Origin of the sequence: Candidatus Villigracilis proximus, assembly GCF_016717045.1 — a bacterium.
Lineage (GTDB): Bacteria > Chloroflexota > Anaerolineae > Anaerolineales > Villigracilaceae > Villigracilis > Villigracilis proximus.
Genome location: NZ_JADJUO010000027.1, coordinates 1 through 23,231, shown reverse-complemented (window position 1 = coordinate 23,231; position 23,231 = coordinate 1). Strand labels below are relative to the sequence as shown.

Sequence of the window (23,231 nt, the reverse complement as noted above, 5' to 3'; positions counted from 1 at the left end):
GCTCCTTAAGATGTTGTTATACCCTTTCGGGCATGTTATGTTTCAGACAGGCAAGAGAGGTTGTGTGCAAGGAAGACACAGGTTGGCGCAAAATGCATACGCACTCGAAGAACGCTCGCGGGCTGAAATCACAGGGAGATATTTTACCAGAGGATTGGGGAGGTTGGGGGTTAGGGATCGAGGGGAGATTTGACGGAGAGTCCGCCACGTTGGAGGACATGGGTATAGATCATGGTTGTTTTTACGTCTTTGTGGCCGAGTAGTTCCTGGACGGTGCGAATGTCGTAGTTGTTTTGCAGTAAGTGAGTGGCGAAGGAATGCCGGAAGGTGTGCGGGGTGACGCGCTTGTCTATTTTGGCGAGTTTGGTGGCTTCTCTGATGGCTCTTTGCAGGGCGCTTTCGTGGATATGGTGACGATATACGATTCCGGTTTTGGGGTCGGGGTTGAGTGTGGTGGCCGGGAAGGCATATTGCCATATCCATTGTTTGTGGGCGGTGGGGTATTTTTGTCGAGTCCGAAAGGCATGTAGACGGAGCCATGCCCTTGGTCGAGGTCATTTTGGTGTATGGCTTTTCTTCGGGCGAGGTGTTCACGCAGCGGGGCGATGATGCTGTCGGGGAGCATGGTGATGCGGTCGTCGCCCCCTTTTCCGTCGTAGACAATGATGCGGTGGTTTTCAAAGTCAAAATCTTTGACGCGTAAGCGTAAACATTCCATGAGGCGAAGTCCGCTGCCATACATGATCTGGGCCATGAGTTTGTATGGGCCTGTCATTTTTTGGATGACGGCGCGAACTTCTGAGACGGAAAGTACGTTGGGAACGCGTTTTCCCTTTTTGGGTCTGATAAAGTTGATGGAGGTTTTATCAAGCTCGATGTGCAGGGTGTTTTGGTATAGGAAGAGGATGGCGCTGATGGCTTGATTTTGGGTGGAGGCTGAGGCTTTTCGCTCGACTACAAGATGGGTGATGAATTGATTGATCTCTGGAACGCCCATTTCGCGCGGGTGGCGTTTTTGTGGAAGAGGATGTAATTGCGAACCCATTCGATGTAGGTTTTTTCGGTGCGGGCGGAGTATTGTTTGAGGCGGATGTTGTCGCTGTATTGGTCGAGTAATTTTTTTGGTTTTTGTGGTTGGTGTTGGTTCATCTGTCTTGCCCCTTTCTGATGGTAACTGTATAATGAAGTTATGTAATATAAAGTTGATTATACAGCAAAATTGCTGTATAACACCCCGATTTGGGTGTTTATACGGCATGCCGTATAAACCCTAGTTGGGCGCTTGGTCATAAAATAATCTTGTAAATATTCAACAGAATGAGTGGTTCTTATGTTATCAATCTCACAACAAGAAGTAACTCCAGAAATCTTGAATCTGTTTGATTTGAATAATCCAACTATGCTCGCGCTTTCAATGTTCTTGAAGGCATCATCTCAGGACAGATTTTAGTTGACAACCTTACTCAACCAAGTTGGGCAGTGGTACGTGAAGGCATTTATGGAACACTTTATTTTGGCGGTCAAATAACTTCTTCGGTTATCCCATCTATATTCGGGCACTTTTTCAATTTGGCGGTATCGGTGTTGGGTGTTGGTTAGACAATCCGCTAAATAAAATACTCCCCGACAGCCCAGATTATGATGGATTTACTTTATATTTCACTGAGCGCTCATCTGCAGAAACGAACTTAGAAACACTTGTTTCGCAACTTCCGTCAAATTATGCTTTGGTATCCCGTGATGAGCACTTGTTTAAAAAATCTTTTGACTATGATTCAACTCTTGCATCTTTTGATCCAATAGAAAATGTCATGCAATACACGCTTGGGGGTATCATTAGTTCAAGATGATTATTTGGTCTGTGAAGCGGCGACGGGCGCACCCACGCATGGGTTAATGGAAGTCGGAGTAACCACCCATGAAAATTATCGTCAAAAAGGTCTTGCCACAATAGCGTGTGCAAAACTTATTGAAACATGCGAAATGCAAGGGTATTCAACATGGTGGGATTGCGCAAAACAAAATACACCGTCTGTGCGTCTTGCAAAAAAACTTGGTTATCAAAACGAGAAAGAATATAGATATGCGTGGTGGGAGAAAAGATGAACGCGTCTTCCACCCAACAGCGCCCAACAAAGCGTGCACCTGACGCTGGGGAGTCTGCGGCAATCTCAGGCAGTTTCCTACGCCTTATCATTTTTCTGGCTGGACGGCTTCGCCGTCCCTGCCCCAGCGCAGGTAACGCAAACCGTTAGCCCGCCCATCCAAAATAGAATCGGGTAAATCAATTATGCCTAAGAAAACACCCAAACCACCTGTCCGTAAGTCAAAAAAACTTCTATTTTCAACGGTGATTGCCTTTGTGTCTGCTATCATCTTGATTTTGATTCTTATTCCACCAGCACAACACAATTCATCATTATCGGGCGTAGATGTTTTACACGATTGCCAAAGCGAACTTTCAATTTTTGTATCCTTACAACCTTTTGTAGAAAACAAAAATGATGTTTTAGCAGGAATATCAATACTTGATTGGAATAAAGTAAGCGATACATGTAAAACCTTCAAAGTGATATTTCCTGGCGTTACAAGTAATCAGGTTTACATTGTCGATTCCGAGCCATTAATAAATGCTGGGGTTGATATTTCCCAACCATTTGCCATTGCTTATACAAGACGTCTTCTTCCTGCGGATAGCACAGTCCATGACCCCTATCTTAATCAAGACATAATTAGTATAAACTCTTCTGAACTTGATGAGTTTGGTGGAATGATTCAATTTTTATGGCATAACGGAGTCGAAAAAACAGATTTTGGAACTTATCGCCTGTTTCTCCCATTCCAAGCCACCCAATCAGCGGAATCTCAGACACAAAATTCAAGAAATTTCGATGTATCTCTAGTAGTTACAAGCGGCATGGAATTAATATCGCATGTTCCTGAAGCATCTAGGTTTAAGTCCACTGGCGATATGGTATTTTATAATTTTCAAGTTGACGCGCAAAAAACTCAACTCATGTTAAATTTTGAAGACCCCAACTTAAGAAAGTGGAAAGATTTCTTGCTTATCGCACTTGCAGCAGTTTTTGGCGTTGGGATAACATGGGTCTTTGAAGAAATCAAAAAAGTCTATGAAGAGAAAAAAGCGGGCTAACAAAGCGTGCACCTGACGCTGGGGATTCTGCGGTCATCCCAAGCAGTTTCACACGCCTTGTCATTTTTCCAGTTGGACGGCTTCGCCGTCCCCGCCCCAGCGCAGGTAACGCAAACCGTTGGCAAGAACTTGCATTAAATCTTTAGGTTAGTTTTTCAAAAATAAGTTGAGTTTCAAATTGGCGTTTTGAGTCTTGCAAATTAGGGTTTTGGTTTTTAGCAAAATTTCTGTTCAATAAAGTCGGGCATTTTTAGCGGTGGCAATTTCCAAATTTTAATGGCTTCAAAATTGGCTCACGTTTTTTGTTCAAAAAGTTTTGGGTCAAATTGTCTCAGGTCTCTAAAATCGGCTTCAAGGTTTCTAACCAAAGTTCTGGCAGGCAAGCAGTTTTATTTTGCAAAGTCCACTTTTTCTGGCACGCGTTTCTTTTGGCAAAATCAGGTTTCTAAAATCGGCTACATTTTTTCAGCAAAAGTTTTGGTAAGTTTGGTTCAGGCTTTTTTGCCAGGTTCATTTTTTCTGGCAAAGTAAACTTTTTGCAAAGTCAGTTTTTAGCAAAGGTTTCGGCAAGTTCTCGGCTTTGGCGTTTTGGTAAATTAATCTTGTTTTCAATAGCAAAGTCGGGCTTGTAAAAAATTGTGGCGCGTGTAAAATCAAGTCACAATAAATTTGGGCTTTGGTTTTTAGGCGGCGTAGGTTGCTTGCCCCCAGTTCTTGCCAACAAAGCGTGCACCTGACGCTGGGGATTCTGCGGCAATCTCAGGCAGTTTTCTACGCCTTATCATTTTTCTGGTTGGACGGCTTCGCCGTCCCCGCCCCAGCGCAGGTAACGCAAACCGTTGGCACGACCCGTGCAAAACAAGAGTAAAATTAATAAGCAGAGGAGTTCGTATGCTTAAAGAAGAATTGGATTTTTCATAACCAACCAAGATAAATTGGTTAAGCAATATGCAGGAAAAATCCTTGTTATCAAAAACAAGGAAGTTATAGGCGTATATAACAATGTTTTGGAAGCCTATCTTGAAGCGCAGAAAGAGAACGAATTAGGAACATTCATGATTCAGCCGTGTGAAAACGGTGTTGAAGCCTACACAGTAACCATTAGTTCTCAAGAAATCTTCGCGCAACTATGAAACATCTAAAGCAACCTTTTCACGCATTTACAACAAAATATTCAGGCAGAGTAAATCAAATAATAACTGACTTGAAAATAACCATTGCATTTGACCCAAAGGTTACAAAAGAAGATAGTGTGCCGTTTTTTGCCACTAAAGCACTTTGGGATACGGGAGCAACAAAAAGCGTTATTACAAAGTCTGTCGCTGAAAAAATGGGGTTGGTCCCTGTTGGAAGCACAAATGTAAACCACGCTGGCGGAAGTAGTGTCGCAAACACGTATCTTGTGAACTTCTATTTACCCAATAATGTCGGTGTCGCTGGTGTTCTGGTGAGCGAATGTCCTCCCTTTAATTTTGGCGCAATAATTGGAATGGATATTATCGCTGGTGGCGATTTAGCAATAAGCAATTTTGACAACCAAACATGGATAACATTTAGGTATCCATCATATAAGGGTACTGATTACGTTCTCGAAGCAAATAAAATTACATTTGCAGGCGTTAAAAAATATGCTCCCTGTCCATGTGGGAGCAGGGACAGTTTTGGAAAGCCAATAAGTTTTAGTAATTGTCACGGAAAAGGTCTCTAAAGTCAAAAGCGTGCCAACAAAGCGTGCACCTGACGCTGGGGATTCTGCGGCAATCTCAAGCAGTTTTCTACGCCTTATCATTTTCCCAGTTGGACGGCTTCGCCGTCCCCGCCCCAGCGCAGGTAACGCAAACCGTTGGCTGGCTTCGTGACATTACTTACTTCAAAAATCTAATTTTAGACAACATCAAATTTATCGTAATAATGGAGTTCGTCGTAAATTTATATTCTTTCAGCCTTCCAGCCGAGTTAATTGTCATACCAATTGTCAGTTTTATAGTCATGGCAAATGTTTTAGCAGAATCAAAGCCAGAATATAAACAAGTAAATAAATTGTTCAATTTTATTCTGGGAGTCTTCGGTCTTTATCTTCTTACATTTACTTTTCGAGAAGTTGTTGTTGATTTTCAAAATTTTGCGTCACTAAAGAATTTGCGAGATTTTTCTTGCCCCCATTGTTTACAGTCACTCTCCTGCCATTTATTTATATAATGGCGCTTTTTAGCCTGTACGAATCGTTTTTCATCCGCATAAATTTTGCCAATAAAAATTCAGATATTGCAAGATACGCAAAAAGAAAAGTTATAACGTCTTGCCACATCAATTTATCCAAGTTGAATAAAGTTTCAAAGCGTGCAGGCTACCCAAAAATGCAAGATAAGAAAGATGTATTAGAATGGTTCAAAAAGGAAGGCGACGAGTCATCCTAAAACGCCAGCCAACAAAGCGTGCACCTGACGCTGGGGATTCTGCGCACATCCCAAGCAGTTTTCTACGCCTTAGCCTTTTTCTGGTTGGACGGCTTCGCCGTCCCCGCCCCAGCGCAGGTAACGCAAACCGTTGGGCGCTTACTTATATGGAGTATTGAAAACATGACAGAGGTAATAAAGATTCAACCAAAGTGTTATTTCATTACCCCAGAACATGCTTCATCATTCTGGGGAAAATATGTGTACCTTTACAGCGGACAAGGGCGTCTACAACTTACATCAGAGAGGCTTGTTTTTGAAAGCAAAAACATGTCTTTTGATGTTCCTATTCAGGCAATTAGAAACATAAGCGTACATGTGTTTTCAAGGTGGGCAAAACCATTCGGGCTGACGTATATATCCCTACATTTTGTTCAAAAGGGTAAAGAAAAAGACAGACACCTAGTGCCCGTCGAAACTAGCTTTTCTCCAACCTGGAAAACCAGTAAAATTGTTGAAAATTGTATTGCAGCATTTAGCCAAACAGGTGAATTATCGAGTCTTATAAAATTACCCATTCCTAAAGTTACCCCTCCAACTGTTATGCAGATTGCCTTATTTTTTTGCTCTATTAGCGTTGAATATGGCAATAGTTTTTCGACGATACAAATTCTTCGATTTCTTCGATAGTTTTGTCGAGCATTATGGATTGAATTAAATGTTTATCAGCTTGAAATACATAATGATAAGTGAACATCAATTGAAAACCGTCTTGCAAAACGCGCCCAACAAAGCGTGCACCCGACGCTGGGGATTCTGGCGCGATTCCAAGCAGTTTTCCACGCCTCAGCATTTTTCCAGTCGGACGGCGTCCCGCCGCCCGCCCCAGCGCGGGTAACGCAAACCGTTGGAAGGCAGGGCAAAAACCAAAAGCAAAACCGTCTTTGAATCGCAGGTTTTGTTTTCGTTTAGCTCAAAAGAAAATTCACTTTTTTGAGTTCGGTCATTTTTTAGCGGTGGTTTTGGCAGGCTTTTCTTTTTCGCTCACTTTGGTTCTGGTTTTCAATTTATCGGTTTTCCAAATTTAGTTTCGTCTTTTCAATTTAAGTTTTGGCGTTGGTCAAAGTTTTGGTTAATTGTCGCTTGTGATTCTTCGGCGTAATCTTTGGTCAAGTCACTTTGGCGCAGGTATTTTCTTCGGCTTTTGTTCGTGGTTAATTTTGTAGGTACTCAAAATCGGCTCGGCTTCATTAGCAAAGTTTCAGGTTTGGCTAAATCAGGTTTTCAAGACCAAGCTAATTTCTTCGGAAAAAGTTTTGGTGAATTTTATTTTGGTTCTTTGGCCAAGTTTTCTTGCAAAGATTCTGGCTTGTAGTTTTTGGTTCTTGCTAAAGAGTAAAGTTCGTGCAATAATCTTGTCAGTTTTATGGCGGTGGTTCTGTTTTTCAATCAGCGCGTCTTGCACAAAGCCTTCCAACAAAGCGTGCACCTGACGCTGGGGATTCTGCGCAAATCTCAAGCAGTTTTCTACGCCTTATCATTTTTCTGGCTGGACGGCTTCGCCGTCCCCACCCCAGCGCAGGTAACGCAAACCGTTGGCACGCCCCTTGCAAAATAATGTATAAAAATTCAGAAAAGGCTATCTCATGAAATTGCTAAATGTCGAGCGTGACGCAGAAACCATCATAGATTACAAACTCAAAAATTTAGCATGGGACGATTATCCTTATTCGGGTAAAAGAACCGTTTGGAAACAGTCCGTTAAAACTGATGAGCAGAAAAAGAAGTTGGGCGGCAAACGTCCCGACTATGTTCTCTATCCTAAAGACTCAAATTTTCCTATTGCAGTTATTGAAGTAAAAAAACGTGGCGCAAACATTCATGAAGCATTGAATCAGGGATTGGATTATGCTCAGAAGTTAGACGCACCGTTAGTCTTTGCTACCGATGGTGTATTTACCAAAACCTTACATCTAAAAGTTAATAAGCCACTTATTCTAAATCACGAAGAAGTTGATGACCTTGTAAGAGAAACACTTGCACTTCAATTTTAGCATCCAATGAAGTTAACACATTGGACAGAAAGGTTATTAAGTCCAGGGTGAATTGATTTCAATTTTCAATCAAGTAAATAACTTACTTCGAGAAGAAGGTTTGCAGCAAGGAATCGAACGTTTTAGCGGAATTTTCCAACATTTTATTCCTAAAGGTTTTAAGTGAACTTGAAGCAATCAAAGAAGAACATGGCGAACCAGCATTAGTTAATAGGGCGTATCGTTGGGAAACCTTCCGAGAGATGAAAGGTCAAGCCCTTTTGAATTATGTTGGCGACACTGTTTTGAAGGGATTTAGCAAAGATTATGGTGACGCAACAATATTTCAATCATTGCAAATTAAGCATCCAGATAACCTCAAAGCAATAATTGATTATTTGGACGGTTTGCAATTAAGCGACGCACGCCGATATTAAAGGCGACGCCTTCGAGTATTTTATTCGTGCTTATAGTGCCAGTAACCCATCTGATTTAGGAGAAATCTTTACGCCTCGCCATGTTGTAAAAACAATGGTAAAACTTCTTAATCCTAAAATCGGTGAAAAAATTTACGACCCGTTTTGCGGCACAGGCGGAATGCTTATCGTAGCATTTAAGCATATTATGGATAGCATGGAGCAAACAAAAGAGAATATTAATGTTTTAAGAAAAATACTTTGTTTGGGACAGAGTTAACCAGAACTGCTAGTATCGCAAAAATGAATATGATTTTGGCTGGGGATGGTCATAGCAACATAACAAGGGCAGATAGTTTTCAAAATCCAGTAGACGAACTTTATGAAATTGTTGTTACGAACTATCCTTTTGCTCAGAAAACTAGATATGGTGATAAATATCCAATTCCATCTCGTAATGGCGACCAAGTAAGTCCGCAACATTGTTTTAGAGCAGTCAAAAAAGGCGGGCGGATGGCTTTTATTGCACCCGAAGGATTTTTTAGCAAACACAAATCACCAAGCCTATGAAAATGTTAGAAAGTTATTGATAGACAATGCAAATCTTCAAAGTGTAGTTTCTTTACCTCGTGGTGCTTTTGAACCATACAACCGAGCAAAAGCAGATATTCTATTTTTCACAGATTGTCATTTTCCACGTACAAAAAAGCATTACTGGTATTTTGATGTAAAGAATGATGGTTACACACTTGATAAAAAACGAACAAAAATTCAAGGTGGAAATGACCTTGAAATAGTTTTATCTGAAAGAAATCTTGAAAAACAAAGTGATACATATTTACTTTCTATCGGTGCGCTTAAAATAGATTTTGAAAGCATCAAGAAGAATAAATACATTTTGAGCGCAGCGCATTACCAAGGGTAAGCATCCCGTAAAATCATACCAAGGATAAGTGGAAAAATCATGGCAAAATAGAGCCAGGAGAGATCCAGATGAAGAAATCGAAGTTTTCAGAAAGCCAGATCGTGAACATCCTGAAAGAAGCAGAAGCAGGCATGTCGCTCGAAGAGCTTGTTCCGGCAACACGGATTTAGCAAAGCATCCTTTTACAAATGGAAATCAAAGTACAGCGGCATGTCAGCGAGCGACCTGAAACGACTGAAGGAACTGGAAGAAGAAAATCGGCGGCTGAAACAGATGTATGCAAATTTAAGTCTGGAGCATGCGGTACTGAAAGACATTATCGAAAAAAAACTTTAGAGCCAGAAGAGCAGCGCGAGCTGGTGACCTATGCGATCGCAGAACATGAGATGAGCGAACGGCAAGCGTGTCGAACAGTGAACTTGAATCGCTGCACCTATCGCTATCAAGCAAAGAAAACAGATGATCAGGAAATTGTGCAGAAGTTGCAGCAATTGGCAAAAAGCCAACCACGCTGGGGTTGCCGAAAGATGACGGACTACTTGAGAAATCAAGGTCATCGCTGGAATCACAAGCGCATTCGAAGGATTTACCGTGGTTTGGCGCTAAATTTGCACAGAAAACCAAAGAAACGGCTGGCGGCCAGGACTGCACTGGCACTTGGGGTGCCAGTGCAGTCCAACTGACGGTCTCTGGATTTTATGAGCGACAGCCTTTCCAATGGCAGAACCATTCGCACCTTGAACATTATTGATGATTACAATCGTGAGGCGCTTTGGATCGAAGTTGATCATTCATTGCCTGCAGAGCGTGTGGTGCGAGTGCTGGAAAATCTGCTGCTTTGGCGATCTGCTCCGAAACAAATTCGCATGGATAACGGTCCGGAGTTTATTTCTCAAAGATTGGAGAATTGGGCAAAGGAAAAACAGATTGAGTTGCTCCACATCCAGCCTGGCAAACCAGCTCAGAATGCATATATCGAACGCTTCAACCGCACATTTCGTGAAGATGTTTTGGACGCGTATTTGTTTGATGATTTGGATGAAGTCCGTTTGATCGCAGAACACTGGCTTGAAGATTACAACACTATCCGTCCGCACGAGGCATTACAGGGCTTATCGCCCCGCCAATACACAATTCAAAATGCCTGACGCCTAAGCGTGTCTATTTATCTTTGGTATATAAAATGGGTACTTGACACAAGCAGAAGCGGCTTTTTTCAGATGAAAATTTTGCGGTTATAAAATTTGGGGACTTGCTGGAAAAATCTGGTTTTGATAGAGTTGGCGACCTAAAGAATGTTCCTATCATGTCTATTACTATGCACGATGGCTTGATAGACCAAAAAGATAAATTCAACAAGAGAATCGCAAGTAAAGATATTTCAAATTATAAAAAGGTTTATCGAAATGAACTCGTGATGGGTTTTCCAATAGATGAAGGCGTTTTAGGCTTTCAAACAAAATATGATTATGCCGCTGTAAGTCCTGCATATAAAATATGGAAGTTGAAAAATCTCGATTTCGATGTTGAAGTAATTGAAATGATAATTCGCTCTAAAAAATGAGAGAGATTTACAAATCTAAAATGCAAGGCAGCGTTGATAGACGAAGAAATATTCCTGATGATATTTTGTTGGAAATAGAAATTCCTATTCCCGCTAAAAATATTATGGATGAAATTCTGCGCCAGCATAAAGAAATTGAGAAGGCAAAGAGAAAGGCTAAAGATTTGAATCTGGAAATGCAAAATACTATTGAAACCCTTTGGGGCTAGGTAGGCGAAAGGCTTGCCAACAAAGCGTGCACCTGACGCTGGGGAGTCTGCGCAAATCTCAGGCAGTTTCCTACGCCTTAGTATTTTTTCCAGTTGGACGGCTTCGCCGTCCCCACCCCAGCGCAGGTAACGCAAACCGTTGGCACGCCCCTTGCAAAATAAAATCATAGGAGGTCTAAATTTTATGGACAGAATTCTTAAACACTTGGTTGATGATTTCTTGAAAAGTTTCGAGAGGAATTCCACTGCCCCCGACCAAGACTTTGAATTATTTGCTAATTATTCAATCATTGCCCACGAATACAACCGAAGTTTCGAGATTGAATCGGCTAGCATAGGCAATGGAAACGATACGGGAATAGATGGTATTGCCATCATTGTTAACGGTTTGATGGTGGAAAATATCGAAGAAATTGATGAAATGCTCGAAAGTAACGGCACACTTGATGTCAGATTTATATTTATTCAAGTAAAAAACTCAGGCAGATTTGACAGCAGCGAAATGAACAATTTTGCTTTTGGAGTTAAAGATTTCTTTTCAGAGAATCCGCGTCTAGTTCGCAGTGAAGAAATACAATCTTTTGCGATTTAAGCAGATTACATATTCAAACAAGCCAGGCACTTTAGAAAACCCTCAATGCAGTTTATATTATGTTACAACAGGTACATGGGGAAATGACCAAAACAATCTAGCGGTCATCGAAACAGCAAAGGCTGATTTAGTTCAAACAAATTTGTTTTCGCAAATCTCTTTTTCTCCAATGGACGCAAATGCGATTGCAAAATATTATCGTGACACAAAGAATTCAACCTCATCAACTTTTACTTTCAATGAAAAAGTTACGTTGCCTGAGTTACCACAAATCAGTGAAGCATATTACGGACTGGTTCCTTTATCCGAATTCAAAAAACTTCTTTTTGACGACAAAGGAAATCTTCTCAACATATTTGATGATAACGTCCGAGATTTTCAAGGACTAAATAACCCAATTAACAAAACCATTGAAACAACCTTGATTGGTGATATTCCTGAACTTTTTACAGTTTTGAATAACGGTGTGACAATAGTCGCAAACGACTTAAAAGCATCTGGAAATAAATTTACCCTCATTGATTATCAAATCGTAAATGGGTGCCAAACCAGCAATGTTTTATCTCAACATACATCCAAACTCGAATTGCAAGATTTGCGAATTCCCGTAAGACTGATAGTTACCAATAATGATGAAGTTAAAGCAGAATTACTATTGCAACGAATAGCCAAACAGCAATTAAGCGTGAACAACTTCAAGCAATGAAAGATTTTCAAAAAAACTTGGAGCATTTCTACAATACAATTCAAGGAGATGGGCGTATTTATTACGAGCGTCGGACAAAGCAATACCACACTGACAACTCGGTGCCTAAATCTAGAGTAATTACTGTCCAAAATCAAATCAAAGCGTTTGGTTCAATGATTGTTGATATTCCTCATAGAGTCACCGCCTATTTTGGGTTAGTTCTGAAACAAAATGTAGAAGGTGAAAAGCCAACAATCTTTCATCCATCTCACAAATATTTACCCTATTACGCGGCAGGGCTGGCATATTACAGGCTAGATTCTTTATTCCGAACAAAAGAAATTGACACCAACTACAGAAAAGCAAAATGGTTCTTAATTATGCTATTTGGAAAAACGGCGAATCCATCATATCCTCGCGGCTTTAATCCAAACATGTTAAATAGTGAAAAAAATACTGAGTTATATTGCGACCCAATTATTAAGACGCTATTAAATAGAGAGGCATCTATTGCCGCTTTTGAAAAAGCGGTTAGTATATTTTCAACAATCTGGGATAAACGTTAATGACAAGCAGAGTGCTTAAAAGTGCTGGCGCTACTGAACAACTTCTAAAAACTTTAGAAATCTACAATCAAAATCTCTAATACATTAACAGCGTGCCAACAAAGCGTGCACCTGACGTGTGGGATTCTGCGGCATTTTCGAGCATTTTTCTGGCTTCGAGTTTTTCCTGCTCCCAAGCCAGAATCCGCCCCGCCCACACGCAGGTAACGCAAACCGTTAGACCCCTTCTTTGCAAAACTAAGTTTCAAAACCTGTCTGTTATTGGTGTAAAATAAATTCAGGCAATCCGCTTTTAACGAATAATGGAGTAAAAAGCCATGACACTTGACGAGAAAATCCAACGATACGCGCAGAAACTTCCGTATTCATTTCAGGAAGAATTGTTCGATTTTGTTCAGTATTTACTTGTGAAGGCTGAACAACAAGAAAAACAGGATTGGGCTTCTTTATCATTATCATCAGCAATGCGGGATATGGAAGATGAATCTGCTTTATATAGCATTTCAGATATTCGGGTGAGTTTTGCATGAAAAAATCAGGGCAGGTTGTTGTCTTTCGATTTCCTCAAACTGACCTTGAAGAAGGCAAATTACGCCCTGCTCTTTTATTGGGAAAATTACCTGGCGAGTATGATGATTGGTTAATTCATGATTTCTTCGCAAACGCGCCAATATATTGCGGGGTTTGATGAAGTTATTGAAGACAGTTCTAAAGATTTCAAACAAAGCGGGTTAAAAGTTACAAGCGTAATTCGGGTTGGGCGTTTAGCGGTTGTGTCGGGCGAAATTCTTCTTGGCGCAATTGGTGAAATTTCAAGCGAACGCTTAAACCGTGTCAAGAAGAATCTATCCAATTGGTTATCTGAAAAATAGAACGGGGTCTAACAAAGCGTGCACCTGACGCTGGGGATTCTGTGGCAATCTCAAGCAGTTTCCTACGCCTTGTCATTTTTCTGGTTGGACGGCTTCGCCGTCCCCACCCCAGCGCAGGTAACGCAAACCGTTAGCCCGTTTCCTTGGGAAGGATAAATGGAATGAAACTTAGTACATTTTTCTTGCTAAGCACTTGCATAGTCTTGGTAGCATGTTCAACAAGCTTCGATGATCGGAACACGCCCGTATATCCTGACCTCCTTATATCAATGACCCGCATATCAGGTTTCGGGGTTGGACCTCAATACAAGTTAGAGGTTCATGCAGATGGAACTGTTGACTTTGAAGGGATAGGAGTTGACGATAAACAAAGTACAACACTGACCACAGAACAAATTCAAGAGATTGTCACAGCGATTGAGGATACAAATTTCTTTTTGCTAGATGACCAATATTTAGAGCCAGCTATTGACTTTCCATCAGTTAGGTTAACAATCACTTTGAAAGGGCAAACTAAAAGCATTTGGCATTACGGAATGCATAATTGCAGTGATTACTACGACGACACTCAACATCAACTGTGTAGATTAGAGGACAAAATTGATGAAATCACCAATAGTCTCTATTGGGTAAACCAAGAATGGTAATCGCAAATTGCCAAGTAGGCACTACTTCCAAACATAAAAACGGGCTAACAAAGCGTGCACCTGACGCTGGGGATTCTGCGCAAATCTCAAGCAGTTTCCTACGCCTTAGCATTTTCTGGCTGGACGGCTTCGCCGTCCCCGCTAACGCAGGTAACGCAAACCGTTAGGCAGTTTACCGAGATGGGCTACTGCCTAGACAAGCAAAAAAGTATTTTGCCTACTAAAAGATAGCGAAGATTTTCAAGAACTCTATGACAACAAAGTAAATCAAACATGAAAATATGCCCGTAACTGGAATAGTAACTAACCAAGTAGTCACCATCTCACCCACTACACTCCAGCGGATTTTATTAATTCTCTCAGCCCCCTGAGCCTACAATTGCCGAACTAATAACATGCGGTGTACTCACAGGTATTCCTAAAATAGACGCTATAGAAATTAGCACAATTGAAGTAATTTGCGAGATCAAGTGCGTTCATTGGTTTTATCCGATATATTCGTCCTCCCAGATTCCGTATTTGTCGCCAATCACCTATTGAACCACCTAACGCTAAGGCTACTGCACACGAGTGTCACCCAACTTGGGACAGCGAAAGAAGTCATCCGTCCCGCCAAAACCAAACCTAATGCTATTGCCCCCATTGATTTTGTGCGTCATTTGAACTATTCGCCAATGCGAGCAAAATCATAAATAGCAACTTGGAACGTTGGAAGAAGACGTTTATTTTAGGTGTGGCAAAATAAAAAAATAATATAAAAGAATTTCATGAGCAATAAGCCTATGATGAATGCAATGACGGGAGCCAAAAGAAGGGGCAAGATGATATTTGGCAAGCCACTAGTTAAGATGGCTTTTGTACCATGCGTAATCAGCGCCCGCAGAGTAAACCGCCAATCATTGCATGGGTTGAAGACGAAGGAATACCTTGCCACCAAGAAAATAAACTCCAAATTACCGCTGAAGCCATGCCTAATGTGATGGTACTTAACTCAACCGCAGATGTATCAATCGCAGTGGGCAATGGATCGTGCTACCGCGAACCCGGAACAAGAATGGCGCAATTAAATCCGCCACTCCAATAAGATAGAGGGCAATTCGTGGATTCATGGCACGGGAAGCAATCACACCAGATAAAATACTTGACGAATCACGATACCCGTTCAAGAAGGCATAAAATAATGCGAGTACAATAAGAAGGATAAGCATATATAAACCTTATGAGAATAGTTTATTTGGAGAGCAGTCGAAATAGAACAGGTAATATACCACTTCTTTAAATGGAATTTTCCTTAATGTCAAAACTGCCTAACAAAGCGTGCACCTGACGTGTGGGATTCTGCGGCATTTTCAGGCATTTTCTGGCTTCGAGTTTTTCCTGCTTTCAAGCATTTTCCGCCCGCCCACACGCAGGTAACGCAAACCGTTAGCCCGTCCCTGTAAATCATAGCGACTCTACAAACATAGGAAACGAAATGAGAAAACAACGTCATACAATATTAGCAATAATCATTTCAGCGGTTGTTTTAATTTCCTGCCAGCCAAATTTTTCTTCTTCAAACGGTGATAACGGCGATATTCAAGATATTCGTGTTCAAGTTGCTGAACCAATAAAGACTACATCCAAAGTTGAACAATTTCCCCTGCCAAATTGCGGTGGCTCTGACAAATTGGCGCAATCTTTGGAACATTTGCATCTGTCAGCAAAAGTGCTTCTGTTGGTACTAAAGCCTCAGTAACAGGCGGTGGGAGGGGTTGCAGTTCCAGAAACGGCAAAGTTGAAATTAGAAATTCAAGTTGAACAGGCTTATCAACAAACATTTGAATCTGCAAACTCACGATTAGATACAATCGTAATGTCAGCGGCAGGAACGCACGTTGTTTACGGATTGTCTGGGAAGAGCAAACTTTAACTCAATTGTTCAATATTCGTCAGATGGAAAAGTCTACGAAGTGCCATACACCTATGTGTTAAGTGTTCCTAAAATAGATAAAAGTTACAACGTAATATGCGATGGGAGTAACACAGGAAATAATGATTCTGCAAGCACACCATTTCAACAACCAGATACTCAGCCAACATCAAGATGTGAATCAATAAAACAAAAATTTTCCGCAATCAGCAGAAGGAATTGCTAATAAATTTGGTATTTCTGTAAACAGCATTTTGATGTTATTCACGAGAATTGTGGCGGCGTTATTGATGGATTCGTTTATCGCAGTAATCAAGAAGTCGAATTGACTGTGCCTGATGGTGGATGTATTGACGCACCACCCGACGCTTATTTTAGCGACTCAACAGGCTCTAATGGTGTCGGTGGTTCACGGGCTTTTTCAGGAGTGGTGCGTGCATCTGCAATCACTTATCGCCTGTTTTGTTATAAATGAGTCTTGCAAATCAAGAACGGGCCTAACAAAGCGTGCACCCGACGCTGGGGATTCTGGCGCGATTCCAAGCATTTTTCTACGCCTCAGCATTTTTCCAGTCGGACGGCGTTCCGCCGCCCGCCCCAGCGCGGGTAACGCAAACCGTTGGCTTGCCAGTCCGTAATTACGTTGAAAAAATTGTGAGTAAAAGCAAAAGGAATATTTATGGCTGATTTTTTCCAATGGTTGTCAAGCGGGTCAATATTCGCAATAATTTTAATTATCGTAGTTGTCGTTATTGTTATTATTGTGATTGCATTTTTCGTAGCCGCTTTTCGGGAAGGTCGTGAAATTTCGTTTTATCCGCTAAAACTTGGTGAAAAGCCCATAAATAACACGGCTTCCAAAAATTCCAATAAAACCAGCAAAATAAGAAATGGCAAGAATTCGTATGGCATTTCTATTGATAAGCCAGCGCAAGAGCAATCTTTTTACAGTGAGCAAGAAGATATGTTTATCGAAGTTTCTGGCGAGTATGAAGTTAAACCTGAATCTGGAAAAACACTTCGACTTTTAACAAAGACACCGAATCCAATTCGTTATTGGTATCAATCACCTGTTCCTGATTTTAGTAATGGGCGCTGGAAGGCTGAAGTAGGTTTATGGAAAGGTAAAAACTTGCCCGCATATTCAGCCACTATTATTGTAGTGGTAGTAGATGAAGCAAGTGAAAATTTAATTCGGTATGCAGAAAAAGTACATCGAGAAACAGGAAGAAATATTCCTTTTGATAACTTGCCTGTATATCTTGAAATGATTGGTGAAGTTAAGGTAAAAAGAGAGTAGTCGTGGCATAAAGGCAAGCCAACAAAGCGTGCACCTGACGCTGGGGATTCTGCGCAAATCTCAAACAGTTTCCCACGCCTTAGCCTTTTTCTGGTTGGACGGCTTCGCCGTCCCCGCCCCAGCGCAGGTAACGCAAACCGTTAGGCGTTCCCTTTGCAACAATTTGTATTCTTTCATGGATAAACAATGACACAACCACCCTGGGCATCTGGTTCGGCAGAAATTCTGAAGCACGGTTTAGATTTGCTAAAGAAAGACACAGACTCAAATCGACGTCTAGCGATGATAAGCATTGATAATGCCGTTGAATTGATGATTAAAACTTATCTTGGTTTGCCGAAACGAGTCACGGGGCTCAATATATCAAGAAGTGATTATCAAGAGTTTGCAGAGAATTTTACAAAATTGCTCGACGCACTTGAAAAACATGCAAACACAAAACTTGGTGGAATTGATTTAGGCGAAATTGAGTGGTATCACCGCTTGCGAAATCAGTTATATCATCAAGGAAATGGATTGACTGTTGAGCGTAACAAAGTCGAAGTTTACGCAGAATTGGCAAATGTACTTTTTGAAAACCTGTTTGGGCTTAGATTAGTTGAACCAGAAACCAATGAAACTGTTGTGCTTGGCGAGTTCATGAAAGCATGGGTAGATTTTGAAAAAACTATATCTGAAGCCGCAGAAACCCTTAGTGTGGCATTACCTTATAAAGGTGGAAGAGAAATCCCACCATTTCAAATAGCCGAAAGTCTTTCAAAGGAAGGTTATATATCAAGAATCGAGCTTGACGAGATAAATCAAATCCGAAAAACTCGCAATGAAATTGTCCACGGTCATATGAATTATAAAGAAACAATTAAACCTGAAATGACAAAAAGAGTCGTATCCTTGACCCGTGAATTAAAAGAACGCTTACAATCAAAGCGTCCTGATAAAAAACCATGAAGTTTTAAGGCTTAAAACGCCTAACAAAGCGTGCACCTGACGCTGGGGATTCTGCGCACATCCCAAGCAGTTTTCCACGCCTTATCATTTTTCTGGCTGGACGGCTTCGCCGTCCCTGCCCCAGCGCAGGTAACGCAAACCGTTAGCCACCTCCTTGCAAAACAGCGTCAGTTTTATGCTACACTTGCCACAGGATATTTACAATGACTATTCAGAGTAGCGTTCAAATCGGTGATGTTATTCGCAATGCCGTTGTTTTCAACGTCAAAAACTGGCTAGGTGGCACAATGAATTCTGATTCTTTAATCCAGTCTGTTCAAGATTTTTTTGCTGTTTTAGAAGAAAGAAAGATCGATTATGTTCTGGTCGGGGGAATTGCCATTCTTCATTATGTCGAAGGAAGAAAAACCCAAGATTTAGATTTACTTATGGCTGTTGCATCGCTGGAAAAGTACCCGAACTCAAAGTTTCCAGTCAAGATATGTATTTTGTTCGAGCAAAATACAACGAACTAGAAATTGATGTCTTGCTCACTCAGAATCCGTTGTTCAAGAAAGTTCACAGTGAGTATTCAAAAGTACAAAGATTTCTTGACCGCAACATCCCCTTGGCAACAGTTGAAGGTTTATTATTATTGAAACTATACGCTTTGCCTTCTATGTATCGGCAAGGCAACTTCGCAAGAGTTGGAATTTACGAAAACGATATTGCTACATTGCTTCATTATTATCAACCCGATATGAAACCATTGTTAAGTGAGTTGTCCAAATACGTGAACGAAACCGATTTTGCAGAAATTAATGGCGTTGTCACTGATATTCAAAATCGTATCAAGCGTTTCAAAACGAGTCTCGTTAAACGAGCAGGTGGCTAACAAAGCGTGCACCCGACGCTGGGGTCTGGCGCGATTCAAGCATTTTTCTACGCCTCAGCATTTTACCAGTCGGACGGCGTTCCGCCGCCCGCCCCAGCGCGGGTAACGCAAACCGTTGGGCTGCTATGAAAGAAAGTCACATATGGAAAAAAAGAAGCAAGTTTTTAGAGACATACTAATCAATGGATTGGGTGGCATTGTGACTTCGGTCATATTATTTGTTTATGGAAAGATTTCTGGCTCAATAAGTTTTGAGGCTTCTAGCAACATCTATAAGGTTATAGCAGGTACTTTGTACATAGCATTATCTGGTCTTGTTGTTTATGTATTTCGTGCCAAACGCCCAGCAATAGTTAGCCCCCAGCATTTAGTGTCAAAATTTAGCGATAATCAAAAAAAGTGGGCTGGGCTATTTGGTTTCGCTTGTGACTTTTGTGTATATTTGGTTCTTATTTTTTAGATTTGCGTTAGAACCATCGATAATTCCGCCGTTAGTAATCAATTTAGTTAATTCGTCAAAAGAAGATGTCGTATTAGACGCGACGGTAGAATTTGAACTATTAGAAGGAGCACGAGTAACACTTGGAACTACTACTGCAACAGGTGTAATGGATTTGATTCCTGCTGGTAGTGAGAAACAAGAATTCATCACAATACCTGCTGAAAGTTCATTGCTCGTAGGTGGTTATTTTCGCCAGCCAGAACGCCTTTTACCTATAATGGAGAAAGGAAATACAGATATTATGCTCCGAATATATAAAGGCGGTGGCGGTATAATTATTAATATGAATCCATTTCGTTTTGATAAAGGTATGCTTGAGAAATATCGGATGGATTTGGAAGTTTCTCAATAAATAGTCCTCCTACCGCAACCGCAACCCAACAAAGCGTGCACCCGACGCTGGGGATTCTGGCGCGATTCCAAGCCTTTTCTACGCCTTAGCATTTTTCCAGTCGGACGGCGTTCCGCCGCCCGCCCCAGCGCGGGTAACGCAAACCGTTGGGCGGTTGGTTGAGCAACATTGTGCAGAAAGAACTCAGTTATTTATTGGGAGATAGACAGCAACTTGGGAATTGCCACATTTTGTGTATTCCAACATAGGATATTATGAAGAAAACATCAAGCCTATCTTTATTGAAAGTAATTGTTTCCACAATGGTTCTATTTCTATGGAATCTTGTTGGAAACAAATTTTCGGAAGATTTATCTCTTTCAAAGTCATCTCTAATGATAGTTGGCATGGTTTTATTTGTAATGATTGTATGGATGGAAATGGATTTTCAAATGCCAAAGATTTCAAGCGGTTTTGCGAAAAACACCAAAACACTTATAAAATATTCACTGATTGCTATTACCGTTATAGTCTCAGCGATTAATCTTTACACTCTAAAGTACGGGATTTCTAATATCGGTTTTATTTTATCAAGCGTAGTTCTTTATAGCATCTTCGGAATATTTATGGTTAATGCTGGGTTACAGTTGTTGAAATACTCAGATACAGCAAGATGGATTTCAACTTGGTACTTATTTTAGGCACACTTTGTCTCTTTCTTACGTTATTATTTGTGTATGGTGCAGTTAGCAAGCCTTAAAGCAAACACCGCCCAACAAAGCGTGCAGCAACTGTCTTGAATGTCAAGGCAGTTGTTTGATTTTTAGGGGAGTTGATCGTGGATCAAGGCGCAACGGTGTATCGGAAAGGCTGCTGATCTCGTATCATCGCGTTCAAGATGGTTAGGAACTTCCGCATGCACGCCGTTAACGCCACCTTCTTCACCTTCCTCGTCTTTGCAATTCTTGATACTGTGCCTTGATCAACGGATTGAATCTCGTCGCCACCAAAGTCGACATATACAGCACGTTCCGCACCTCCATCCGTCCACCTTTCGTCTTGCGATAGCCACGCTTTTTCCCACTGTCCGCGTTCATTGGCGCCAAGCCCACCAAGGCTGCGATCTTCTTCCGATCCAGTTTCCCCAACTCTGGCAACTCTGCCAACAAGGTCGTTGCCGTCACCCGCCCCACTCCTTTGGCGCTGCGCAGAATATCTTCCTGTTCTTGCCAGTCTTCGTGTTCTTTCATGAAGCCGTCCAAGTCTTTTTCGAGACGCTTGATCTCTTCCTTCAAAGTCGCTTCCCTACGATCAGGATTGGCTTCAGCACTTGCATTTTCTTAGAATGGGTGTGATGCCTTTTTCATCATTCCCCACTTGGCTGGCTTTTTGTCTCCCCAGCACTGCGATGTCCAACTTGTCCTTTGCTACATCGATCCCTACGAACTTTCTGCTACTAGTTGTCATTCCTGCCTCCGCTTTGTATAATAGGAGTTGAGCCCACGCTAGTATTCGGTCTTCAAGACCTTGCAACTGTTCGGGCTCACCTGACGAACGGACACGGCGATCTTGCTGCACGACGGTCTGCTACGACCTACCTGACATCGATCTGCCGTGTCCCTTTTTATGATACTACCTGACGCTGGGGATTCTGCGCACATCTCAAGCAGTTTCACACGCCTTATCATTTTCCCAGTTGGACGGCTTCGCCGCCCCGCCCCAGCGCAGGTAACGCAAACCGTTAGGCTTCTTCCTTGCATATTTGAGTTATGATTGAGAAATAAAGTTATGAGCGAATCTTCACGAGATATAAATCATCCTGTTTGGGACGTTTATGACCTCTACAGAGAGTCTCGGTTTTCGGTTTTATATTATTCCGAAAAACTCAACTGGTTTAAGGGGTTGAATTCATTTATCGAAATTATCCTTGCTATCACTACTTCATCTTCAGCCGTCGCTGTTTTGTGGCTTTGGAACACTACACTTGGACAAGAAATTTGGAAATATGTCTTAGTTATATCTGCCGTTCTCGCCATCATAAAGCCTGTAATCAAATTAACAGAAAAAGTCCAACAATATGAAGAAGTTTTAACAGGATACAGGGGTTTGGAAAGCGACTTGAAAATAATTGTTGTTCAGATAAAGCAGAGCAAAAGGTACGGCGCTCCTCATAAAACAAAATTAGTCGAAGCGGTAGCAAGGCAAGGCGAGTTATCAAAGAAATCGCCAGAAGCAAAACTTGAATCTAAATTGGAAAATAAGTGTAAAGCGCAGGTTGAGAAAGAGTTACCCGCCGAACATTTTTTTGTTCCAAAGGATAGATAATTATGGACAAGAACAAAGTATTTATCAGTTACGCTCGCGAAGATAGCGAGATTGCTCAAAAGTTATATGACGATTTAAAAGAGAAGGTGTTGAACTTTGGTTTGATAAACAAGACCTTATGCCTGGTCAAGAATGGCGACTGGACATGCAGAAGGCAATCAGAGAAAGCACTTTTTTCTGAGCTATAATTTCATCCAAATCTATGAAAAAGAAGGTTTTACTCAAAAGAATTGAAAGTCGCGCTAGATGTGTTGGATGAAAGACCAGAAGGAAATATGGTGTTTATTATTCCTGTTCGAGTAGATGATTGTCCCGTTGATTACCGACTGCAACGCTATCATTGGGATTTATTTCCCTTCATACTCGGAAGGATTAAATAAATTGCTTGAAGTTATAAAACGAGTGCAATCAAAAAGAACTTGGGAAAGACGGTAAAGAAGCCTAACAAAGCGTGCAGCAACTGTCTTGAATGTCAAGGCAGTTGTTTGATTTTTAGGGGAGTTGATCGTGGATCAAGGCGCAACGGTGTATCGGAAAGGCTGCTGATCTCGCATCATCGCATTCAAGATCGTTAGGAATTTCCGCATGCATGCGGTGAGCGCCACCTTCTTCACCTTCCCTCGCCTCTGCAATTCTTGATACTGTGCCTTGATCAACGGATTGAATCTTGTCGCCACCAAAGTCGACATCGCAGCACGTTCCGCACCTCCATCCGTCCACCTTCGTTTTGCGATAGCCACGTTTCTTTCCACTGTCCGAATTCATCGGCGCCAAGCCCACCAAGGCTGCGATCTTCTTCCGATCCAGTTTCCCCAACTCTGGCAACTCTGCCAACAAGGTCGTTGCCGTCACCCTCCCCCCTTTGGCGCTGCTCAGAATATCTTCCTGTTCTTGCCAGTCTTCATGTTCTTTCATGAAGCGGTCAGTTCTTTTTCGAGCCGCTTGATCTCTTCTTTCAACATCCTCAATCATCCGCT

General features: G+C 41.5%; 25 protein-coding genes and 5 pseudogenes. 26 read left to right on the top strand and 4 right to left on the bottom strand.

Annotation, left to right across the window (positions count from 1 at the left end; translation table 11 throughout):
- Window positions 1–170 precede the first annotated feature (170 nt).
- Window positions 171–1,149: pseudogene (locus tag IPL71_RS22355) on the bottom strand (integron integrase).
- A gap of 657 nt (window positions 1,150–1,806) precedes the next feature.
- On the opposite strand from IPL71_RS22355, the gene IPL71_RS22350 reads away from it, so the two are divergent.
- From IPL71_RS22350 to IPL71_RS22335, 4 genes are all read left to right on the top strand, one after another.
- On the top strand, window positions 1,807–2,106 hold the full coding sequence (locus IPL71_RS22350; RefSeq protein ID WP_345325470.1) for a GNAT family N-acetyltransferase: 300 nt from the start codon (window positions 1,807–1,809) through the stop codon (window positions 2,104–2,106).
- Window positions 2,107–2,290: 184 nt separating this feature from the next.
- Window positions 2,291–3,154 carry a hypothetical protein gene (locus IPL71_RS22345; protein WP_345325468.1) on the top strand — a complete coding sequence of 288 codons (864 nt, stop codon included), beginning with the start codon at window positions 2,291–2,293 and terminating at the stop codon, window positions 3,152–3,154.
- A 1,129-nt stretch (window positions 3,155–4,283) separates the two neighbouring features.
- Window positions 4,284–4,862, top strand: coding sequence for a retroviral-like aspartic protease family protein (locus IPL71_RS22340; protein ID WP_345325467.1), 579 nt, complete (start codon window positions 4,284–4,286; stop codon window positions 4,860–4,862).
- Window positions 4,863–5,733: 871 nt separating this feature from the next.
- Window positions 5,734–6,240 (top strand): hypothetical protein, encoded by a 507-nt coding sequence (locus IPL71_RS22335; RefSeq protein WP_345325466.1) that lies wholly within the window; start codon window positions 5,734–5,736, stop codon window positions 6,238–6,240.
- A gap of 586 nt (window positions 6,241–6,826) precedes the next feature.
- Here the strand turns inward: IPL71_RS22335 and IPL71_RS22330 are convergent.
- Window positions 6,827–7,069, bottom strand: a complete 243-nt coding sequence (locus IPL71_RS22330; protein WP_345325465.1) for a hypothetical protein — start codon at window positions 7,067–7,069, stop codon at window positions 6,827–6,829.
- A 127-nt stretch (window positions 7,070–7,196) separates the two neighbouring features.
- On the opposite strand from IPL71_RS22330, the gene IPL71_RS22325 reads away from it, so the two are divergent.
- From IPL71_RS22325 to IPL71_RS22230, 20 genes and pseudogenes are all read left to right on the top strand, one after another.
- Complete coding sequence (locus tag IPL71_RS22325) at window positions 7,197–7,604, top strand: type I restriction endonuclease (RefSeq protein ID WP_345325464.1); 408 nt, start codon at window positions 7,197–7,199, stop codon at window positions 7,602–7,604.
- A 411-nt stretch (window positions 7,605–8,015) separates the two neighbouring features.
- Complete coding sequence (locus tag IPL71_RS26260) at window positions 8,016–8,279, top strand: HsdM family class I SAM-dependent methyltransferase (protein WP_514130844.1); 264 nt, start codon at window positions 8,016–8,018, stop codon at window positions 8,277–8,279.
- Window positions 8,261–8,569, top strand: coding sequence for an N-6 DNA methylase (locus IPL71_RS22320; RefSeq protein ID WP_345325463.1), 309 nt, complete (start codon window positions 8,261–8,263; stop codon window positions 8,567–8,569). Before IPL71_RS26260 ends, IPL71_RS22320 begins: the two co-directional genes overlap by 19 nt.
- A 16-nt stretch (window positions 8,570–8,585) precedes the next feature.
- On the top strand, window positions 8,586–8,924 hold the full coding sequence (locus IPL71_RS22315) for an N-6 DNA methylase (protein WP_514130843.1): 339 nt from the start codon (window positions 8,586–8,588) through the stop codon (window positions 8,922–8,924).
- Window positions 8,925–8,992: 68 nt separating this feature from the next.
- Window positions 8,993–10,072, top strand: a pseudogene (locus IPL71_RS22310) (IS3 family transposase).
- 104 nt (window positions 10,073–10,176) lie between these two features.
- A complete protein-coding gene (locus IPL71_RS22305) occupies window positions 10,177–10,488 on the top strand; it encodes a hypothetical protein (RefSeq protein WP_345325461.1) in 312 nt (103 codons plus the stop codon).
- Window positions 10,485–10,697 (top strand): restriction endonuclease subunit S domain-containing protein, encoded by a 213-nt coding sequence (locus tag IPL71_RS22300; protein ID WP_345325459.1) that lies wholly within the window; start codon window positions 10,485–10,487, stop codon window positions 10,695–10,697. Before IPL71_RS22305 ends, IPL71_RS22300 begins: the two co-directional genes overlap by 4 nt.
- A gap of 184 nt (window positions 10,698–10,881) precedes the next feature.
- Complete coding sequence (locus IPL71_RS22295; protein ID WP_345325457.1) at window positions 10,882–11,289, top strand: hypothetical protein; 408 nt, start codon at window positions 10,882–10,884, stop codon at window positions 11,287–11,289.
- A 169-nt stretch (window positions 11,290–11,458) separates the two neighbouring features.
- Window positions 11,459–12,543 (top strand): annotated as a pseudogene (locus IPL71_RS26255) (AIPR family protein).
- Window positions 12,544–12,860: 317 nt separating this feature from the next.
- On the top strand, window positions 12,861–13,073 hold the full coding sequence (locus IPL71_RS22280) for a hypothetical protein (protein ID WP_345325451.1): 213 nt from the start codon (window positions 12,861–12,863) through the stop codon (window positions 13,071–13,073).
- 117 nt (window positions 13,074–13,190) lie between these two features.
- Window positions 13,191–13,415, top strand: coding sequence for a hypothetical protein (locus IPL71_RS22275; RefSeq protein WP_345325449.1), 225 nt, complete (start codon window positions 13,191–13,193; stop codon window positions 13,413–13,415).
- A gap of 161 nt (window positions 13,416–13,576) precedes the next feature.
- Window positions 13,577–14,062, top strand: coding sequence for a DUF6438 domain-containing protein (locus IPL71_RS22270; RefSeq protein WP_345325448.1), 486 nt, complete (start codon window positions 13,577–13,579; stop codon window positions 14,060–14,062).
- Window positions 14,063–15,536: 1,474 nt separating this feature from the next.
- Complete coding sequence (locus tag IPL71_RS22265) at window positions 15,537–15,800, top strand: hypothetical protein (RefSeq protein WP_345325446.1); 264 nt, start codon at window positions 15,537–15,539, stop codon at window positions 15,798–15,800.
- An 853-nt stretch (window positions 15,801–16,653) separates the two neighbouring features.
- On the top strand, window positions 16,654–17,274 hold the full coding sequence (locus tag IPL71_RS22260) for a hypothetical protein (RefSeq protein WP_345325444.1): 621 nt from the start codon (window positions 16,654–16,656) through the stop codon (window positions 17,272–17,274).
- A 186-nt stretch (window positions 17,275–17,460) separates the two neighbouring features.
- The gene (locus IPL71_RS22255; RefSeq protein ID WP_345325442.1) at window positions 17,461–18,222 is read left to right on the top strand and encodes a hypothetical protein; all 762 of its coding nucleotides are present in this window, start codon (window positions 17,461–17,463) and stop codon (window positions 18,220–18,222) included.
- A gap of 203 nt (window positions 18,223–18,425) precedes the next feature.
- Complete coding sequence (locus IPL71_RS22250) at window positions 18,426–18,737, top strand: hypothetical protein (protein WP_345325440.1); 312 nt, start codon at window positions 18,426–18,428, stop codon at window positions 18,735–18,737.
- The gene (locus tag IPL71_RS22245) at window positions 18,704–19,096 is read left to right on the top strand and encodes a hypothetical protein (protein ID WP_345325438.1); all 393 of its coding nucleotides are present in this window, start codon (window positions 18,704–18,706) and stop codon (window positions 19,094–19,096) included. Before IPL71_RS22250 ends, IPL71_RS22245 begins: the two co-directional genes overlap by 34 nt.
- Before the next feature lie 142 nt (window positions 19,097–19,238).
- Window positions 19,239–19,556, top strand: a complete 318-nt coding sequence (locus IPL71_RS22240; protein WP_345325437.1) for a hypothetical protein — start codon at window positions 19,239–19,241, stop codon at window positions 19,554–19,556.
- The gene (locus tag IPL71_RS22235) at window positions 19,531–19,950 is read left to right on the top strand and encodes a hypothetical protein (protein WP_345325435.1); all 420 of its coding nucleotides are present in this window, start codon (window positions 19,531–19,533) and stop codon (window positions 19,948–19,950) included. Before IPL71_RS22240 ends, IPL71_RS22235 begins: the two co-directional genes overlap by 26 nt.
- Window positions 19,951–20,204: 254 nt before the next feature.
- Entirely contained in the window at window positions 20,205–20,630 is a 426-nt protein-coding gene (locus IPL71_RS22230) for a hypothetical protein (protein WP_345325433.1), read from the top strand.
- Window positions 20,631–20,772: 142 nt separating this feature from the next.
- On the opposite strand, the pseudogene IPL71_RS26250 reads toward IPL71_RS22230, so the two are convergent.
- Window positions 20,773–21,396 (bottom strand): annotated as a pseudogene (locus tag IPL71_RS26250) (transposase).
- A 321-nt stretch (window positions 21,397–21,717) separates the two neighbouring features.
- On the opposite strand from IPL71_RS26250, the gene IPL71_RS22215 reads away from it, so the two are divergent.
- Both IPL71_RS22215 and IPL71_RS22210 read left to right on the top strand, forming a co-directional pair.
- Window positions 21,718–22,254: a hypothetical protein gene (locus IPL71_RS22215; RefSeq protein ID WP_345325429.1), complete on the top strand. Its 537-nt coding sequence runs from the start codon at window positions 21,718–21,720 to the stop codon at window positions 22,252–22,254.
- A gap of 2 nt (window positions 22,255–22,256) precedes the next feature.
- Complete coding sequence (locus IPL71_RS22210) at window positions 22,257–22,442, top strand: hypothetical protein (protein ID WP_345325428.1); 186 nt, start codon at window positions 22,257–22,259, stop codon at window positions 22,440–22,442.
- 324 nt (window positions 22,443–22,766) lie between these two features.
- On the opposite strand, the pseudogene IPL71_RS22205 reads toward IPL71_RS22210, so the two are convergent.
- Window positions 22,767–23,133 (bottom strand): annotated as a pseudogene (locus IPL71_RS22205) (transposase); the annotation flags it as partial.
- Window positions 23,134–23,231: the final 98 nt, after the last annotated feature.

Bases quoted from the DNA above. Each gene is read 5' to 3' on its own strand.
- IPL71_RS22260 (WP_345325444.1), top strand. From the start codon at position 16,654: ATGGCTGATTTTTTCCAATGGTTGTCAAGCGGGTCAATATTCGCAATA.
- IPL71_RS22335 (WP_345325466.1), top strand. From the start codon at position 5,734: ATGACAGAGGTAATAAAGATTCAACCAAAGTGTTATTTCATTACCCCA.
- IPL71_RS22275 (WP_345325449.1), top strand. From the start codon at position 13,191: ATGATTTCTTCGCAAACGCGCCAATATATTGCGGGGTTTGATGAAGTT.
- IPL71_RS22270 (WP_345325448.1), top strand. From the start codon at position 13,577: ATGAAACTTAGTACATTTTTCTTGCTAAGCACTTGCATAGTCTTGGTA.
- IPL71_RS22245 (WP_345325438.1), top strand. From the start codon at position 18,704: ATGTATTTTGTTCGAGCAAAATACAACGAACTAGAAATTGATGTCTTG.
- IPL71_RS22230 (WP_345325433.1), top strand. From the start codon at position 20,205: ATGAAGAAAACATCAAGCCTATCTTTATTGAAAGTAATTGTTTCCACA.
- IPL71_RS22325 (WP_345325464.1), top strand. From the start codon at position 7,197: ATGAAATTGCTAAATGTCGAGCGTGACGCAGAAACCATCATAGATTAC.
- IPL71_RS22295 (WP_345325457.1), top strand. From the start codon at position 10,882: ATGGACAGAATTCTTAAACACTTGGTTGATGATTTCTTGAAAAGTTTC.
- IPL71_RS22215 (WP_345325429.1), top strand. From the start codon at position 21,718: ATGAGCGAATCTTCACGAGATATAAATCATCCTGTTTGGGACGTTTAT.
- IPL71_RS22345 (WP_345325468.1), top strand. From the start codon at position 2,291: ATGCCTAAGAAAACACCCAAACCACCTGTCCGTAAGTCAAAAAAACTT.
- IPL71_RS22300 (WP_345325459.1), top strand. From the start codon at position 10,485: ATGAGAGAGATTTACAAATCTAAAATGCAAGGCAGCGTTGATAGACGA.
- IPL71_RS22210 (WP_345325428.1), top strand. From the start codon at position 22,257: ATGGACAAGAACAAAGTATTTATCAGTTACGCTCGCGAAGATAGCGAG.
- IPL71_RS22350 (WP_345325470.1), top strand. From the start codon at position 1,807: ATGTCATGCAATACACGCTTGGGGGTATCATTAGTTCAAGATGATTAT.
- IPL71_RS22240 (WP_345325437.1), top strand. From the start codon at position 19,239: ATGGAAAAAAAGAAGCAAGTTTTTAGAGACATACTAATCAATGGATTG.
- IPL71_RS22255 (WP_345325442.1), top strand. From the start codon at position 17,461: ATGACACAACCACCCTGGGCATCTGGTTCGGCAGAAATTCTGAAGCAC.
- IPL71_RS22280 (WP_345325451.1), top strand. From the start codon at position 12,861: ATGACACTTGACGAGAAAATCCAACGATACGCGCAGAAACTTCCGTAT.
- IPL71_RS22340 (WP_345325467.1), top strand. From the start codon at position 4,284: ATGAAACATCTAAAGCAACCTTTTCACGCATTTACAACAAAATATTCA.
- IPL71_RS22265 (WP_345325446.1), top strand. From the start codon at position 15,537: ATGAGAAAACAACGTCATACAATATTAGCAATAATCATTTCAGCGGTT.
- IPL71_RS22250 (WP_345325440.1), top strand. From the start codon at position 18,426: ATGACTATTCAGAGTAGCGTTCAAATCGGTGATGTTATTCGCAATGCC.